General features: G+C 65.0%; 15 protein-coding genes. 4 read left to right on the forward strand and 11 right to left on the reverse strand.

Annotated elements, in window-relative coordinates; translation table 11 throughout:
* Nucleotides 1-5: 5 nt before the first annotated feature.
* The 4 genes from CXQ89_RS09840 to pgl are packed head-to-tail and all read left to right on the forward strand — an operon-like array spanning nt 6 to nt 4,932.
* Nucleotides 6-1,634 carry a glucose-6-phosphate isomerase gene (locus tag CXQ89_RS09840; protein ID WP_104161122.1) on the forward strand — a complete coding sequence of 543 codons (1,629 nt, stop codon included), beginning with the start codon at nt 6-8 and terminating at the stop codon, nt 1,632-1,634.
* Complete coding sequence (gene zwf / locus CXQ89_RS09845) at nt 1,635-3,179, forward strand: glucose-6-phosphate dehydrogenase (RefSeq protein ID WP_104054197.1); 1,545 nt, start codon at nt 1,635-1,637, stop codon at nt 3,177-3,179.
* Nucleotides 3,176-4,111 (forward strand): glucose-6-phosphate dehydrogenase assembly protein OpcA, encoded by a 936-nt coding sequence (locus CXQ89_RS09850; protein ID WP_104161123.1) that lies wholly within the window; start codon nt 3,176-3,178, stop codon nt 4,109-4,111. The genes zwf and CXQ89_RS09850 overlap by 4 nt, the downstream gene beginning before the upstream one ends.
* Entirely contained in the window at nt 4,111-4,932 is an 822-nt protein-coding gene (pgl, locus tag CXQ89_RS09855; protein WP_104054816.1) for a 6-phosphogluconolactonase, read from the forward strand. The genes CXQ89_RS09850 and pgl overlap by 1 nt, the downstream gene beginning before the upstream one ends.
* Before the next feature lie 92 nt (nt 4,933-5,024).
* Here the strand turns inward: pgl and secG are convergent, their stop codons facing one another.
* The 11 genes from secG to CXQ89_RS09910 all read right to left on the reverse strand — a co-directional run bounded on the left by secG (nt 5,025) and on the right by CXQ89_RS09910 (nt 15,974).
* Complete coding sequence (secG, locus tag CXQ89_RS09860) at nt 5,025-5,276, reverse strand: preprotein translocase subunit SecG (protein WP_104054195.1); 252 nt, start codon at nt 5,274-5,276, stop codon at nt 5,025-5,027.
* Nucleotides 5,277-5,340: 64 nt separating this feature from the next.
* Entirely contained in the window at nt 5,341-6,156 is an 816-nt protein-coding gene (gene tpiA, locus CXQ89_RS09865) for a triose-phosphate isomerase (RefSeq protein WP_104054815.1), read from the reverse strand.
* 121 nt (nt 6,157-6,277) lie between these two features.
* Nucleotides 6,278-7,504: a phosphoglycerate kinase gene (locus CXQ89_RS09870; protein ID WP_104161124.1), complete on the reverse strand. Its 1,227-nt coding sequence runs from the start codon at nt 7,502-7,504 to the stop codon at nt 6,278-6,280.
* A gap of 77 nt (nt 7,505-7,581) precedes the next feature.
* Complete coding sequence (gene gap / locus CXQ89_RS09875) at nt 7,582-8,586, reverse strand: type I glyceraldehyde-3-phosphate dehydrogenase (protein ID WP_104161125.1); 1,005 nt, start codon at nt 8,584-8,586, stop codon at nt 7,582-7,584.
* Nucleotides 8,587-8,824: 238 nt separating this feature from the next.
* Nucleotides 8,825-9,451 carry a superoxide dismutase gene (locus CXQ89_RS09880; RefSeq protein ID WP_104054192.1) on the reverse strand — a complete coding sequence of 209 codons (627 nt, stop codon included), beginning with the start codon at nt 9,449-9,451 and terminating at the stop codon, nt 8,825-8,827.
* Nucleotides 9,452-9,558: 107 nt separating this feature from the next.
* Complete coding sequence (whiA, locus tag CXQ89_RS09885) at nt 9,559-10,539, reverse strand: DNA-binding protein WhiA (protein ID WP_104054191.1); 981 nt, start codon at nt 10,537-10,539, stop codon at nt 9,559-9,561.
* Between the two features lie 10 nt (nt 10,540-10,549).
* Entirely contained in the window at nt 10,550-11,575 is a 1,026-nt protein-coding gene (yvcK, locus tag CXQ89_RS09890; RefSeq protein WP_104054190.1) for a gluconeogenesis factor YvcK family protein, read from the reverse strand.
* Nucleotides 11,576-12,475 carry an RNase adapter RapZ gene (gene rapZ / locus CXQ89_RS09895; RefSeq protein WP_104054189.1) on the reverse strand — a complete coding sequence of 300 codons (900 nt, stop codon included), beginning with the start codon at nt 12,473-12,475 and terminating at the stop codon, nt 11,576-11,578. It abuts the gene before it with no gap.
* Nucleotides 12,476-12,542: 67 nt separating this feature from the next.
* Nucleotides 12,543-14,561 carry an excinuclease ABC subunit UvrC gene (uvrC, locus tag CXQ89_RS09900; RefSeq protein ID WP_104161126.1) on the reverse strand — a complete coding sequence of 673 codons (2,019 nt, stop codon included), beginning with the start codon at nt 14,559-14,561 and terminating at the stop codon, nt 12,543-12,545.
* Between the two features lie 74 nt (nt 14,562-14,635).
* Nucleotides 14,636-15,304 (reverse strand): 1-acyl-sn-glycerol-3-phosphate acyltransferase, encoded by a 669-nt coding sequence (locus CXQ89_RS09905; protein WP_104054187.1) that lies wholly within the window; start codon nt 15,302-15,304, stop codon nt 14,636-14,638.
* Nucleotides 15,291-15,974 carry an HAD hydrolase-like protein gene (locus CXQ89_RS09910; RefSeq protein WP_104054186.1) on the reverse strand — a complete coding sequence of 228 codons (684 nt, stop codon included), beginning with the start codon at nt 15,972-15,974 and terminating at the stop codon, nt 15,291-15,293. Before CXQ89_RS09910 ends, CXQ89_RS09905 begins: the two co-directional genes overlap by 14 nt.
* Nucleotides 15,975-16,047 lie beyond the last annotated feature (73 nt).

Genomic DNA, 16,047 nt, shown 5'->3' on the forward strand with positions numbered 1-16,047 from the left:
GAAAAATGACCACACTGTCCTTCGAAGCAGCCGGGGCCGCGCTGGCCGCCGTCGAAAAAAACGTACCTGCCCTGGTACGTGATGACGTGGCCGCCCGCCTCCTCGCCCAGGACCCCACACTGTGGGGACCCGACGCAGAAGCGGAGGCTTCCATCCGCCTTGGCTGGCTGAATCCCTCCGAGGCCTCCCGGCCGCTCGTTGGACAGATCCGCGGGCTTCGGGAAGAACTGGCCGCCGAGGGAGTGACCCGCGTGGTCCTCGCCGGTATGGGCGGTTCTTCCCTGGCCCCGGAGGTCATTACCCGCACCGCGGGCGTGGACCTGACGGTCCTGGACTCCACGGACCCCGACGTCGTCCGCGCCGCCCTGGCTACCGGGCTGGAGGAGACCGTCATCGTGGTCTCCTCCAAGTCCGGCTCCACGGTGGAAACCGATTCCCAGCGCCGCGTCTTTGAGCAGGCCTTCACCGACGCGGGGATTGATGCCAAGTCCCGAATCGTCGTCGTTACCGACCCGGGTTCGCCCCTGGACGGAGCCGCGCGCGAAGCAGGCTACCGCGCCGTCTTCAACGCCGACCCCAACGTGGGCGGCCGCTACTCGGCCCTCACCGCCTTTGGACTGGTTCCCTCCGGCCTGGCCGGCGCTGACATTGAAGCCCTGCTGGACGACGCCGAAGATGCACTGGAAATCCTCAGCGACAACGCTGCGGACAACATCGGCCTGCAGCTCGGTGCCGCCCTGGGCGGCACCGACCCGCTGCGCAACAAGGTTGTCATTGTGGACGAAGGCTCCGGACTGGTCGGCTTCCCCGACTGGGCCGAGCAGCTCATCGCGGAATCGACCGGAAAGCTCGGCACCGGACTGCTGCCCGTCGTCGTCGAGCCCGGCGCGCCCGAGATCACCTCCGGCGCGCCCGATGTCCTCACCGCACGCCTGGTGGCCGTGGACACGGATGCGGAACCGGAAGGCGACCAGGTTGTCGTGGCCGGTTCCCTCGGCGGACAGATCATCCTGTGGGAATTTGCCACCGCCGTGGCAGGCCGCCTGCTGGCCATCAATCCTTTTGACCAGCCCGACGTCGAGGCGGCCAAGAAGGCAGCCCGCGGCATGCTGGACTCCCGTCCGGAACCCACGGAACCAAGCTTTGTGGACGGAGCTGTGGAAGTCCGCGGCCCGTCCGAACTCCTTGGCAGCGCCGGCACGCTTCCCGAAGCCCTGGCGGCCCTGCTCGGGCAGCTCGGACCCGACGGCTACCTCAGTATCCAGGCATATCTGGACCGGAACCTGCAGTCAGGGCTGGCGTCCATTCGCCCCGGGCTCGCCGCGGCCACCGGCCGGCCGGTGACGTTTGGCTGGGGACCGCGCTTCCTGCACTCCACCGGCCAGTTCCACAAGGGCGGACCCGCCCAGGGGGCCTACCTGCAGATCACCGGTACGCCGCAGGAGGACCTTTCCATTCCCTGCCGCCCGTTCACGTTCGGCGAGCTGATCACCGCCCAGGCGGCCGGAGATGCCTCCGTCCTCGCGGATCAGGGCCGGCCGGTGCTGCGCCTGAACTTCCTGGACCGGAAACAGGGCGTGGGGGAACTCGAAGCAGCCGTTCGGAACCTGGTTTCGGAAGGCGGGCACAGCTAGATGCCGGCCGACGAAAAGACGGGTCCCGCCAATCCGCTGCGGGACCCCCGGGACCGCCGGTTGTCCCGCATCGCCGGACCGTCCTCCCTGGTGATCTTCGGTGTCACCGGGGACCTGGCCCGGAAGAAGCTCATTCCGGCCGTCTACGACCTCGCCAACCGCGGCCTGCTCCCGCCCAGCTTCTCATTGGTGGGCTTCGGCCGCCGGCCCTGGAGCGACGAGGAATTCGCCGCCCAGGTGAAGGAATCGGTACAGAGCCATGCCCGGACCGACTTCAATGAGAACGTCTGGAAACAGCTGGCTGAGGGGATCCGCTTCGTTGAGGGCGGTTTCGACAGTGATGAGGCCTTCGCCAAGCTCAAGGACACTCTGGAGGCCCTGGACACCGAGCGCGGAACCCGCGGCAACCACGCGTTCTATCTCTCCGTTCCGCCGAAGTCCTTCGAGCAGGTCTGCCAGCAGCTCTCCAAGCACGGCCTGGCCGAAACATCGGAGGGCAAGTGGCGCCGCGTGGTCATCGAGAAGCCGTTCGGGCATGACCTGCAGTCCGCCCGCGAGCTGAACAACGTGGTGGAATCCGTTTTCCCCGCTGATTCCGTGTTCCGCATCGATCATTACCTGGGCAAGGAAACGGTCCAGAACATCTTGGCTCTGCGCTTTGCCAACCAGTTGTTCGAGCCGATCTGGAACGCGAACTTCGTAGACCATGTCCAGATCACCATGGCCGAAGACATCGGCATCGGCGGCCGCGCCGGGTACTACGACGGCGTGGGTGCAGCCCGCGACGTCATCCAGAACCACCTGCTGCAGCTGCTGGCACTCACGGCCATGGAAGAGCCCATCTCCTTCAACGCCGATCATTTGCGCGCCGAGAAGGAAAAGGTGCTCGCCGCCGTCCGGCTCCCCGAGGACCTGTCCAAGCACTCCGCGCGCGGACAATACACCGGCGGCTGGCAGGGTGGCGAAAGGGTCACCGGCTTCCTGGAGGAAGAGGGCTTCAACCCGGATTCCACCACCGAGACCTTCGCCGCCATCCGGGTGGACATTAATACCCGCCGCTGGGCCGGAGTTCCGTTCTACCTCCGGGCAGGCAAGCGTCTGGGCCGCCGGGTTACGGAAATTGCCGTGGTGTTCAAACGCGCACCCAACCTCCTTTTCCGCGACCACAATGATCATGACTTCGGCCAGAACGCCGTAGTGATCCGGGTGCAGCCCGATGAGGGCGCCACCATCCGGTTCGGTTCCAAGGTTCCCGGCACGCAGATGGAAGTCCGGGACGTGTCCATGGATTTCGGCTACGGCCATTCCTTCACGGAGTCCAGTCCGGAAGCCTACGAACGGCTGATCCTGGACGTCCTGCTGGGTGAGCCTCCGCTGTTCCCGCGGCACCAGGAAGTGGAACTGTCCTGGAAGATCGTTGATCCGTTCGAAGAGTACTGGGCCTCCCTCGGCACCCAGCCCGAGCCCTATGCCCCAGGAAGCTGGGGACCCGACTCCGCCGATGAACTGCTCGCCCAAGACGGAAGGACCTGGAGAAGGCCGTGATTGTAGATCTGCCGGACACAACAACGTCCAAGGTATCCAAAGAGATTGTGGCCATGCGGGAAAAGGGCGGGGTGGTCACCCTCGGACGCGTCCTGACGCTGGTGGTGGACACCGAACCCGATTTCGTGGAGGAAGCCATCGCCGCGGCCAACGAGGCCAGCCGGGAGCACCCCTGCCGCATCATCGTGCTGGCCGGCGGGTCCCCCGCCGACCAGACCCGGCTGGACGCCGAGATCCGCGTGGGCGGCGACGCAGGCGCTTCAGAGGTGATTGTCCTTTACCGCCACGGTGAACTCGCCGGGGAGAGCGTATCGCTCGTCTCTGCCCTCCTCCTGCCGGACGCTCCCATTGTGGTGTGGTGGCCCCACGGGGTACCCGGGGATCCCGCACAGACGCCCCTGGGCTGCATCGCCCACCGCCGCATTACCGACGCCGCAACCGAGCCGGACCCCAAGCGGGCGCTGCTGGCGCTTGGCCAGGCGTATGCCGACGGCGACACCGACCTCAGCTGGACCCGGCTGACGAATTGGCGGATCCAGCTGGCAGCGGTGCTCGATGAAGCCGGCGCTGATCCCGTCACTGCAGTGACCGTGGCAGGAGCATCCGACTCAGCAAGCACCTTCCTGCTCGCTGCCTGGCTCAAGCACGCATTGAAGGTTTCCGTAAAAATCATTGAGGGTGAACCGGGCACCGGCATCGGTTCAGTAGTCTTCGAGCGTGACGGCGGTAACGTGGAACTGTTCCGTCCGGACCAAATCACCGCGTATCTGACCCAGCCGGGCCAGCCGGAGCAGCAGATATCACTGCCGCGCCGAAACCTGCGCGACTGCCTGGCGGAGGAACTCCGCCGGCTCGATCCTGACGAAGTCTACGGCGAAGTACTGACACAGGGACTGGCAGCCTGCCTGTCCCAAGAAGGGGCAACCGCATGATGCATTCTCCCAACGGCGTGAGCATTCACCCGGACGTGCAGGCCCTCACCGCAGCCACCGCAGGCCGGCTGATCACCAAGCTCGTGGACGTGCAGAGCCGGCGCGGGACCGCCACCGTGGTGCTCACCGGCGGAACGGTGGGCATCGCCGTGCTCGATGCCGTCTCCACGGCGCCCGCGCGCTCGGCCGTGGACTGGTCCCGGGTAAATTTTTGGTGGGGTGATGAGCGGTTCCTTGCCGCTGACTCCCCCGACCGCAATGCCACCCAGGCCGCGGAGGCCCTGCTCTCACGACTGCCCGTTGATCCCGCCCGGGTTCATCCCGTACCGGCTGCCGACGAGGTGTCCAGCGTCGAAGAAGCCGCCCTGGCCTATGCCCGGATGCTCGCGAATGAGGCGGCACACGAGGAGCTTGCTCCGGGGTTCGAATCGAACGATCCCCGGCTCCCCCGCTTCGATGTGCTCCTGCTCGGTGTGGGCCCCGACGCCCATATTGCATCGCTGTTTCCCGAAATGGCCGGTGTGCGGACCACGGGTGAAACCGTGGTGCCGGTATCCAACGCGCCCAAGCCCCCGGCTGAACGCGTGTCACTGACCATGGAAGCCATCAACACTGCCGAAGAAGTCTGGCTTACCGTTGCAGGCGAGGACAAAGCCGGAGCCGTGGGCCTGGCGCTGGCCGGCGCCGGCCTGGTCCAGGTTCCGGCCGCGGGCGCGCGCGGGCGCACCAAGACCCGCTGGCTGATAGACCAGGCAGCGGCCTCACAGCTGCCTGACCGGCTGCTGGACCCGGAAGGCACCGGCGCGGCCGCAGCGGACTAGTTTCCCCGCCGGGCAAAGAGAAGCCCCGGAGATCCTGACGGATCTTCGGGGCTTCTGTGGTTTAGTCCTGCCCGCCAGGGGCGGTGGAGTACTCAGGCTTCGCCGGAAAAGCGCTGGATCAGGCCCAGGGCGATGATGACCAGGCCCCAGGACAATCCGAGGGCCACGGTGAAGCGGTTCAGGTTGCGTTCGGCAACCCCTGATGAGCCCATGCTGGAGGTCATGCCGCCGCCGAACATGTCCGACATACCGCCGCCGCGTCCCTTATGAAGCAGGATGAGCAACGTCAGCAGCAGGCTGGTGATGGCAAGAAGAACCAGCAGGACAATCTTCAGAATTTCCACGTACGGCCTTTCGGGGGTGACTCATGGATTGGAGACGTGCACTGCGGTGCAGGTCAGCTGCAAATCAGTCGGTCACCAGATGTTGTTCGAACCTGACAATATTAGCAAATTCGGTCACATCCAAACTGGCGCCGCCAACAAGCACACCGTCCACGTCGCGTTCCTTCAGAATGCTCGCCGCATTCTGTGCTTTGACGGACCCGCCGTACAGCAACCGGGTCTTGGCGGCTACGGCATCGTCGTACAGGTTGGCGATCTCGGCGCGGATGGCCGAGCACATTTCCTGGGCGTCTGCGGGGCCGGCAACCTCACCCGTGCCAATGGCCCAGATGGGTTCATAGGCAATGACCAGTGCGGAAACCTGTTCGGCGTCAAGACCGGCGAGATCCTGTCGGACCTGTTCCAGGGTGTGCGCCACGTGCTGGCCGGACTGGCGGATTTCCAGTCCCTCACCGACGCAGAGCACCGGAATGACTTCATTGCGGTACGCAGCCTTGAGCTTTTCGTTGAGCAGCTCATCGGATTCCCCGTGCACGGTCCGGCGTTCACTGTGGCCCACCAGGACGTACTTGCAGCCCAGCTTGGACAGGAACTGGCCGGAAATGTCTCCGGTGTAGGCGCCGGAGTCCTTGGGCGACAGATCCTGTGCACCGTATTCGATCTCCAGCTTGTCACCCTTGATCAGTGTCTGGACGCTGCGGAGGTCGGTGAACGGCGGGAAAATTGCCACCTCCACACGGTGGTAGTCGTGCTGTGCATCCTTGAGGGTCCAGGCAAGCTTCTGCAGCAGGGTGATGCCCTGGACATGGTCCATGTTCATCTTCCAGTTGCCCGCGATCAGCGGTGTCCGATCAAACTTGCCATTGGTCGAGGTAGTCATCATCGCTCCGGTTTCAAATATTCTTCATCAAATGGCTTGGGGGTCAACATGCCGCTGCCTGGCGGAAAGCGGACATGGGAGTGCGGGCCGCCGCCGGCTGGCAGCGACCCGCACAGGGGTCTTACTGGTTCAGGACCGTCAGGCCCGGCAGTTTCTTGCCTTCCAGGTACTCCAGGGAAGCGCCGCCGCCGGTGGAGATGTGCCCGAAGTCGCTGTCGCTGAAGCCAAGCTTCCGGACAGCCGACGCGGAGTCGCCGCCGCCAACCACGGAAAAACCGGAGGAGTCTTTCAGCGCCTGCGCAACCGTGCGGGTGCCGTTGGCAAACGCATCAAACTCGAACACGCCCATGGGGCCGTTCCAGAAAATGGTCCGGCCCGAACCGATCTTCTCGGCGAAGGCCGCGGCTGAATCCGGGCCGATGTCCAGGCCGATGCCGGAGGCACCAAACCGGCTGCTCTCCATCGCATCGGCAGGAACCACGTCGACGTCGGCGTCAGCAGCGAACTTGTCCGCCACCACGATGTCGGTGGGAAGCACAAACTCGCAGCCGACCTCCTTGGCGCGGCTGAGGTAACCCTTGACCTTCTCGATCTGGTCCGACTCCAGCAGCGACGCCCCGACGTTGTAGCCCTGGGCGGCCAGGAAGGTAAAGACCATTCCGCCGCCAACCAGCAGGTAGTCGGCGCGTTCCATGAGGTTCTCGATGACGGCCAGTTTGTCCGAAACCTTTGAACCGCCGAGAACGACGACGTAGGGCTGCTCGGGGTTTTCGGTAAGCCGTTTGAGCACCTCGACCTCGGTGTGCACCAGGTCGCCCTCGTACGCGGGGAGGATCTCCGCAATGTCGTACACACTGGCGTGCTTGCGGTGTACGGCACCGAAGGCATCGTCAACGTAGGCGCCGTTGTCTCCGGTGAGCCCGGCCAGTTCACGTGCGAGGGCCAGTCTCTCGTCGTCGTTCTTGGACGTTTCGCGCGGATCGAAGCGGATGTTCTGCAGCACCAGGACTGAGCCGGCTGCCAGGGAACCCGCCAGCGCATGCGCACTCTCCCCCACCACGTCGGCGGCGAACTCGACCGAGAACGGTGCGAGCTCGTCCAGCCGATCCGCGGCGGGCTGCAGCGAGTACTTTTCATCCGGTGTGCCCTTGGGCCGTCCCAGGTGCGCCATGACGATCACCTTGGCGCCGTGTTCCACCAGTTTCTGAAGGGTCGGGATGGACGCACGGATGCGTCCGTCGTCGGCCACAGTGCCGTTGTCCAGCGGCACATTCAGGTCCGAGCGGACCAGCACATACCGACCATCGACGCCGTCGTTGATCAGTTCCTCAAGAGTCTTGACTGTCATGTCTACCTTTACGTCCCTTGCGGGCATTGGGGGCTTGTGTGGGCTTTGCAGGGCAGCCGGCAGTGCCGGAGGCGGCCTTACAGCTTGGAGGCAACCAGCTTGGTCAGGTCCACCATGCGGCAGGAGTAACCCCACTCGTTGTCATACCAGCCGACCACCTTGACCTCGTTGCCCATGACGCGGGTCAGCCCCGAATCGAAGATGCAGGAGGCCGGATCCGTCACGATGTCCGAGGACACCAGCGGCTCATCGGTGTACCGGAGGTAGCCGTTCAGGGCGCCGTCGCTGGCAGCCTTGTACGCCTCGTTGATCTGCTCGACGCTGGCTTCCTTCGCGAGGGTCACCGTGAGGTCGGTGACGGACCCGGTGGGAACCGGCACCCGGAGGGCAAAGCCGTCCAGCTTACCGTCGAGTTCCGGGATGACGAGGCCGATTGCCTTGGCGGCACCGGTGGTTGTGGGCACGATGTTCAGCGCCGCGGCACGGGCCCTGCGAAGGTCCCGGTGCGGGCCGTCCTGGAGGTTCTGGTCCGCGGTGTAGGCGTGGACGGTGGTCATGAGCCCGCGTTCTATGCCGAACGCGTCGTTGATGACCTTGGCCAGCGGTGCCAGGCAGTTGGTGGTGCAGGAAGCGTTGGACACGATGTTGTCGGTGGCCGGATTGTATTCGCTGTCATTCACACCCATGACGATGGTGCGGTCCGCTCCCTTGCCCGGAGCGGAAATCAGGACCTTCTTGGCTCCGGCGTCGAGGTGCTTCTTGGCGTCCTCGGCTTTGGTGAAGAACCCGGTGGACTCGATGACGATGTCAACCCCAAGGTCCTTCCACGGGAGGTTTGAGGGGTCCCGCTCGGCGAGGACCTTGATGGTTTTTCCGCCAACAACCAGGTCTCCGCCCTGCACTTCCACATCAGTACCGATGCGGCCGGTCACGGAGTCGTACTTCAGGAGGTGGGCAAGGGTTTCGGGGCTGGTGAGGTCGTTGACGGCCACGATGTCGAGGTCGGCGTTCTGCTCCAGTGCTGCGCGGAAGTAGTTTCGACCGATGCGTCCGAAGCCGTTGATTCCAACACGAGTAGTCACTTTTCTGTCTCCTTGATTGCGGTGTACCGAAGAAGCGTGACCCCTGTGTGCGTAGGCCACTGGTCGGGCGGGAACGGGTTGCCTGAACAATCCTGGGACGAACGGCGAACACCTTCCCGGTGACTCCAAGAGGTTCCCGCCGAGCCGTACGGCGGGGCGGGAACCCTCGAAATCATCCTACGCGCCGGGTCCCCTGAGCGAACCGGTACGGAGGCAGAAAAGCGTCCGGAGACCAGAATTACGCGGGGAGCACCAGCGAGTGGGCACCGTTGCGGGCGGCATCGAACCGTGTGGCGACATCTGCCCAGTTAACGATGTTCCAGAAAGCCTTGACGTAGTCTGCCTTCACGTTGACGTAGTCGAGGTAGAAGGCATGCTCCCACATGTCCAGCATCAGCAGCGGGATGGTACCAACCGGGACGTTGCCCTGCTGGTCGTAGAGCTGCTCGATGACGAGGTTCTTGCCAAGCGGCTCATAGGCCAGCAGGGCCCAGCCGGAACCCTGAAGCGAGGTTGCGGCAGCGGTGAACTGGCCGCGGAACGCGTCGAAGGAGCCGAAGAAATCGTCAATGGCTGCTGCGAGTTCGCCGACCGGCTTGTCGCCGCCCTCGGGAGAGAGGTTGTTCCAGAAGATGCTGTGGTTGACGTGGCCGCCAACGTGGAAAGCCAGGTCCTTGGAAAGCTTCGGGATGGTTGCGAAGTCGCCCTTTTCACGCGCTTCAGCCATCTGCGCCAGCGCCGTGTTGGCTCCGGCAACGTACGTCGCGTGGTGCTTGTCGTGGTGAAGCTCCATGATGCGGGCGGAGATGTTGGGCTCCAGCGCGGCGTAATCGTAGGGAAGTTCCGGCAGTGTGTATTCGTTCACAAAAATCCTCCAATAAAAGTCGGATCGGTTATCCGGACAGGGTTTTCCGCCCGGAAACTTTGAGCGCCGCCAATGGGCAGCATGCTTAGCCCATCTTATGCTTCACGCTACTCGTCAAGCATCTCAGGAGTCACATTGGCCTCAGTGCCGGGTATGCCCAATTCAGCTGCCCGCTTATCGGCCATGGCCAGCAGGCGGCGGATCCGGCCGGCGATGGCGTCCTTGGTCATGGGTGGATCAGCCAGGTGTCCCAGTTCGTCCAGGGACGCCTGCTTGTGCGCCACGCGCAGCTCCCCGGCATAGCGCAGATGATCCGGAACGTCATCGCCCAGGATGTCCAGCGCCCGGTCCACCCGGGCACCGGCGGCAACGGCAGCCTGCGCCGAGCGGCGCAGGTTGGCGTCGTCGAAGTTTGCCAGCCGGTTTGCCGTGGCCCGGACTTCCTTGCGCATGCGGCGCTCTTCCCACACCATCAGGGCGTCGTGGGCGCCCATGCGGGTGAGCAGGGCGGCAATGGTGTCGCCGTCGCGGATCACGACCCGGTCGATGCCGCGGACTTCCCGCGCCTTGGCGGCGATGCCGATCCGGCGGGCAGCGCCCACCAGCGCCAGTGCCGCCTCGGGGCCGGGACAGGTGACTTCCAGGGAGGAGGAGCGGCCCGGCTCGGTCAGTGAACCGTGGGCCAGGAACGCACCGCGCCATACAGCCTCGGCGTCGGCTGCGGAGCCGTTGACCACCACGGAGGGCAGGCCCCGGACGGGGCGCCCGCGGGCGTCCAGGAGGCCGGTCTGGCGGGCCAGGGATTCACCGTCCTTGACCACGCGCACCACGTACCGGTTGCCGCGGCGCAGGCCCCCTCCGGACACGACAATGATGTCCGCGGCGTGCCCGTACACCTCGGCAATGGCGGCCCGAAGCCGCCGGGCCGTGGACGCCAGGTCCACTTCTGCTTCAATCACAATGCGGCCGGAGATGATGTGCAGTCCTCCGGCGAATCGCAGCAAGGCCGATACTTCCGCTTTGCGGACGGAGGACTTTTTCACGTCCAGACGTGAAAGTTCCTCTTTTACTGCTGCGGTCAACGCCACAAATACACTCCTAGTTCTCCCCAAAGATATCGTGGTACGCGGTTGCCAGGCGCAGCGGATCATGGATCGGCCGCCCCGTCGCAGACCCCACCTTACCGAAGACAGGCCGTCCGCCCATGCCGGCGACAGCGTCGCTGAAGGCGTCCGGATCCTCGATCACGCCGGGATCCGCCAGCACAGCATCGACCTTGAGTTCCGGGGCGTACCGCCGGATTTCCGCCAGATGGTCCAGCGCCGACATGCCCGTTGTTTCCTTGGTTTCATTGCTGAGGTTCATGGTCAGGCACACCTTGGCGCTGCTGCGGCACAGCGCGTTCCGCAGGTCCGGCAGCATCAAATGCGGAAGTACGGAGGTGTACCAGGACCCCGGACCCAGGATGATCCAATCCGCCCGTTCGATGGCCGCCAGGGCTTCCGGACAGGCCGGAGCATCCGCCGGGGTCAGCCGAACTTCGCTGACCTTTCCCCGGACACCGGCAGCGGCAAGCCGGGCCTGCCCGGTGACCAGTTCCAACCGTCCGCCGTGTTCCGGGCGGCGCTGAACGTCGCCTTCAATGGTGAGGGGCTCAGTGGACATGGGAAGGACCTGGCCACGGGCCCCCAGCAACGCTCCGGCCCACTGCAGGCCGGCCACCGGGTCCCCCAGAAGCTCCCACAGGGTCACGATCAGGAGGTTGCCCAGGGCATGGTTGTCCAGCGAACCGGTCACGCCGGGCCGGGACTGGAAGCGGTGCTGCATGACATCGCGCCAGGTGCGGCCCCAGTCCGTGTCATCGCACAGGGCGGCAAGGGCCATGCGCAGGTCTCCCGGCGGGAGGACGCCCAGCTCTTCGCGCAGGCGGCCGGAGGATCCGCCGTCGTCGGCCACTGTGACAATCGCTGTCAAGTCGGTGGTCAGCAGGCGAAGCGCGGAAAGCGAGGCAGACAGCCCGTGTCCGCCGCCCAGGGCCACGACGGCCCGGGAATCCTGTCCGCCCGTTCCCCGGTCCGCTGCGGGCTGGGGAACGATGGGCAGGGATCCGGTCAGGAAGTTCATCTACTCGCGCCCGAGATCACGGTGGTGGGCGCTGACGGTGACGTGCGGCAGCTGGGCGAGGCGCTTGGCCAGTTCCTCAGTCACGGCAACGGAGCGGTGCTTGCCGCCGGTGCAGCCCACGGCGATGGTGGCATAGTGCTTGTTCTCCCGGCGGTATCCGTCGATGACCGGTTCGAGTGCCTCCACATAGCGGTCCAGGAAGTCACGCGTGCCGTGGGCACCAAGGACGTAGTCCCGCACGTCGGTATCCAGACCCGTGTGGGGCCGCAGCTGCGGAACCCAGTGCGGATTGGGGATGAACCGTACATCGGCCACGTAGTTGGCGTCCACGGGGAGGCCGTACTTGAAACCGAAGCTCATGACGTTCAGGCGCAGCACAATCGGACCGGATTCGGTGAAGAGTTCGGTGATCGTGGTGGCAAGGGCATGCACGTTGAGCTTGGAAGTGTCGACGATGACGTCGGAAGAGGCCCGCAGCTCCTTCAGCACCTCGCGCTCGGCCGCAATGCCGTCGAGGATGCTGCCGTTTTCCTGCAGCGGGTGGGGGCGGCGCCCCTGCTCGAAGCGGCGGACCAGGGTGTCATCCTCGGCATCGAGGAAAAGCAGCCGGTAAGAAACACCGGCGGCGCGAAGCCCGCTCAGGGCTTCCCTGATGTCCTGGAACAATTCCTTGCTGCGGACATCTATGACCACGGCCAGCTTGGGAATGGAATGCGGCATGCGGGAAACAAGCTCGGTCAGGGTTCCCAGCATCAGCGGCGGCAGGTTCTCCACCACATACCAGCCATGGTCCTCGAGTGCATTGGCGGCCGTGCTGCGTCCGGCACCGGACATGCCGGTAACCACCAGCAGCTCCGATTCGGCGGGCTTGACCGGGGTCAGCGCGTCCTGTTCCATCATTTCCGTTGTCCTGTTCCTTACTGGTTTTCCGGCTGCAGCCGGGGAATAAGCCAATGACCCAGCCTAGCTAAGTTTCCAGTATTTCGCCGGTGGTCATGTTGATGGCCGGTGCGTCCGCCTCGGCGGTCTTCGCAGTGAGCTGCGCGTGCACCGATGCGGCAAGTGCCGGGCCGATTCCGGGAACACGCTGCAGGTCCTCAACGGAGGCAGCCCGGAGTTTCTTGACCGAACCAAATTCCTTGAGCAGTGCGGTGCGTTTGGCCGGCCCCAGCCCGGAAATCTCGTCCAGCAGCGACGCCGTCATGGACTTGGCCCGTTTCTGCCGGTGGAACGTGATGGCAAAGCGGTGCGCTTCGTCACGGATGCGCTGGAGCAGGAAAAGCGCTTCGGAGGCGCGCGGCAGAATGACCGGAAAATCGCTGTCCGGCAGCCAGACCTCCTCAAGACGCTTGGCCAGGCCCACCACATAGATATCCGTGATGCCCAGGTCCGCCAGCGCCCGTGAAGCCGCGGCTACCTGGGGCTGGCCGCCGTCGACCACCACCAGGTTGGGCGGATAGGCGAACTTGCCTTTCGGCGCCGCGGTGAGGGTGTCCGTCAGGGGCTGCACATCTGTTCCGGCGCGGTCGGCGGGCAGGCCGGCCGGCACTTCGGGCCGGGCATCCGGATCCGCTGCGGGGTCCGCGTTCTCGGCGAGGTAATTGCGGAACCGGCGGGAGATGACGTTGTACATCGCCGAGGTGTCATCCCGTGCGGCGTCGCCGGTGATGGAGAATTTGCGGTAGTCCGACTTTTTCGGAAGTCCGTCCTCGGCAACCACCATGGACGCCACCACATTGGTGCCGGAGACGTGCGAAATGTCGTAGCACTCGATGCGCAGCAGGGCCACCGGCAAATCCAGTGCCTCCTGCAGCTCCTGCAGGGCCGCCGACCGCGTGGTGATGTCTCCGGCGCGGCGGCTCTTGTGCAGCCGCAGCGCATCCGAGGCGTTGCGGGCCACGGTTTCCATCAGGGCCTTCTTGTCCCCGCGCTGCGGAACCCGGATGTCCACCTTTGCCCCCCGCAGCCCGCCCAGCCACTCGGCCAGCTCATCGGAGTTGGGCGGCAGCACCGGCACCAGGACCTGGCGCGGAATGCGGTCGGTGGAATTCGCCTCGCCGTAGACCTGCTGAATCAGGTGTTCCACCAAGTCGGCGGTGTCATTGTCTTCCACCTTTTCCACGACCCAGCCGCGCTGGCCGCGGATGCGTCCGCCGCGGACGTGGAACACCTGGGCCGAAGCCTCAAGCTCGTCTTCCTCCAGGGCAAAAATATCCGCATCCGTGTCTTCACTGAGCACCACGTTGTTGCGTTCAAAGACCTTCCGCAGGGCGGAAATATCGTCCCGGAGCCGGGCCGCGGTTTCATAGTCCAGTTCGGCAACGGCGGCCTGCATCTCCTTTTCCAGGGAAGAGATGAAGCGTTTGCCCTCACCGGACATGAAGTCGCACAACTCCGCAGCCAGCTGACGGTGGTCCTCGGCACTGATCCGGCCAACGCACGGCGCCGAGCACTTGTCGATGTACCCGAGCAGGCAGGGCCGTCCCGTGCGCTCGGCACGCTTGAAGACGCCGGAGCTGCAGGTGCGGACAGGGAAAACCCGCAGCAGGGTGTCCAGGGTTTCGCGGATGGCCTTGGCGGGATAAAAAGGCCCGAAGTAGCGGGTGTCCTTCCGCCGGTCACCGCGCATGACCTGGGCCCGGGGATACTTCTCCCCCATGGTGACGGCGAGGTAGGGATAGGACTTGTCATCCCGGAACATGATGTTGAACCGGGGGTTGAATTCCTTGATCCAGGTGTACTCGAGCTGCAAAGCCTCAAGCTCGGTGCCCACCACCGTCCATTCCACGCTGGCAGCGGTGTGGACCATGGCCCGGGTCTTGGGCAGCAAACCGCGGGGATTGGCAAAGTAGGAGTTCAAGCGGGAGCGGAGGTTCTTGGCCTTGCCTACATAGATGACCCGGCCGTGTTCGTCACGGAAACGGTAAACGCCTGGAGCGGTGGGGATTTCCCCTGTTTTCGGCCGGTATGTTGCTGGATCTGCCACTGTTCCATCCTACGGTCGCCCCAGGGACCGCTCCGCGCCGGACCCGCCCTTTTCGCGGCCCGCTGAACTGGGGGCTATCCCTCAGGCTTGTTCTGGTTGTAACTGCCGGCGCGCTCCTGCCCGCTGAGTTCCGCAATCGCGTCCATGACCCGGTCCGTCGCCTGCCGGCGGGCGGGCAGGGCATGGTCCGGCCCGGTCTTGGAGAAGTAGAGCGGCCTTCCCACCTTCATGGTGAAGTGCTGCGGCTTGATCCACTTCTTGCCGGCCGGCTGCAGGTTTTCAGTGCCGATGAGCCCCACGGGCACCACGGGTGCTCCGGAGGTCAGGGCCAGCCAGCCAACGCCGGTGCGTCCGCGGTACAGCAGTCCGTCCCGTGACCGGGTGCCCTCCGGATAGATGCCAATCCCGGAGCCGTCCTCGAGGCGGTCCAGCAGGGTCTTCAGGGCTGCCACTGACGCTGCCTGCTGGCCGCGCTCCACGGGAATGGAGCCCACGCCTTCAAAGAAGGTGCGCATGGCGGCGCCCTTGACGCCCGTTCCGGTGAAGTATTCAGCCTTGGCGAAGAAGGCCACGGGCCGGGGCATCAGGGCCTGCGTAAGGACACTGTCCAAAAAGGACAAATGGTTGGCGGCGACAATGAAGGGGCCCGTTGCCGGCACGTTTTCCAGGCCAATCACGGTGGGCCGGCACAGTGAGGCAATCAGTCCGCGGGTGGACGCCCGGGTGAGGTCATAGACTCCCATGTGCGCAGGTCCCTTCCTGCGCACGGAAGCGCTCCAGCTCTGTCAGCAGTTCACCGGCAGAGTGCACGACGGCGGCAGCACCTTCCGCTTCCAGCTCACCAGCCCCGGCGAAGCCCCAGGCCACACCGATGCAGTCCAGGGCGTTGTCAGCGGCACCGTGGACATCGTGCATCCGGTCCCCCACCATGACGGCACTGTCGAATGTCCCGGCGTGGCGGATCAGTGCGGCACGGATGATCGTCCGCTTACCGTCCAGGCCGGCCGCGGCCTGCTCATCGGCCGGTGAGCCGTGCACGGAATCAAAGAGATCCAGAAGCCCCTGTACCCGAAGGAGTTCAACGGCAAGCGGTTCAGGTTTCTGCGTGGCAACGGCCAGCAGGTAACCGGATGCCCGCAGCTGTTCCAGGACGCTGCGGATCCCGGGATAGGGGCGGCTCTGCGCCATCCCCTCGGACTGGTAGCCCGCCCGGTAGCGGGCAATAACCTCGGCCAGGCGTTCTTCGGGAACACCGGCAATGTCGCGGAGGGAAACGACCAGCGCCGGGCCTACCATGCGCTCCAGGTCCCCGGCTGCCGGAACGGGAAGTCCGCCGGCCGCAAGGGCGGCGCTGATGCCGCCGGTGATGCTGCCGGCCGGATCCACGAGGGTTCCGTCAAGGTCAAAAAGCACTAATGGCCGGGATTCTTTCACCGGGACAGTTTCCCACACCTACTCCCCGGTACGAAAAAAGGCATTCCCCGCA

The organism is Arthrobacter sp. ZGTC212 (genome assembly GCF_002929255.1).
Classification (GTDB): domain Bacteria; phylum Actinomycetota; class Actinomycetes; order Actinomycetales; family Micrococcaceae; genus Arthrobacter_B; species Arthrobacter_B sunyaminii.

What these genes read in the sequence shown, in the direction of transcription:
- CXQ89_RS09840 (WP_104161122.1), top strand. Translation starts at nt 6, where the DNA reads ATGACCACACTGTCCTTCGAAGCAGCCGGGGCCGCGCTGGCCGCCGTC.
- zwf (WP_104054197.1), top strand. Translation starts at nt 1,635, where the DNA reads ATGCCGGCCGACGAAAAGACGGGTCCCGCCAATCCGCTGCGGGACCCC.
- pgl (WP_104054816.1), top strand. Translation starts at nt 4,111, where the DNA reads ATGCATTCTCCCAACGGCGTGAGCATTCACCCGGACGTGCAGGCCCTC.
- tpiA (WP_104054815.1), bottom strand. Translation starts at nt 6,156, where the DNA reads ATGACTACCTCGACCAATGGCAAGTTTGATCGGACACCGCTGATCGCG.
- CXQ89_RS09870 (WP_104161124.1), bottom strand. Translation starts at nt 7,504, where the DNA reads ATGACAGTCAAGACTCTTGAGGAACTGATCAACGACGGCGTCGATGGT.
- yvcK (WP_104054190.1), bottom strand. Translation starts at nt 11,575, where the DNA reads ATGAACTTCCTGACCGGATCCCTGCCCATCGTTCCCCAGCCCGCAGCG.
- rapZ (WP_104054189.1), bottom strand. Translation starts at nt 12,475, where the DNA reads ATGATGGAACAGGACGCGCTGACCCCGGTCAAGCCCGCCGAATCGGAG.
- CXQ89_RS09905 (WP_104054187.1), bottom strand. Translation starts at nt 15,304, where the DNA reads ATGGGAGTCTATGACCTCACCCGGGCGTCCACCCGCGGACTGATTGCC.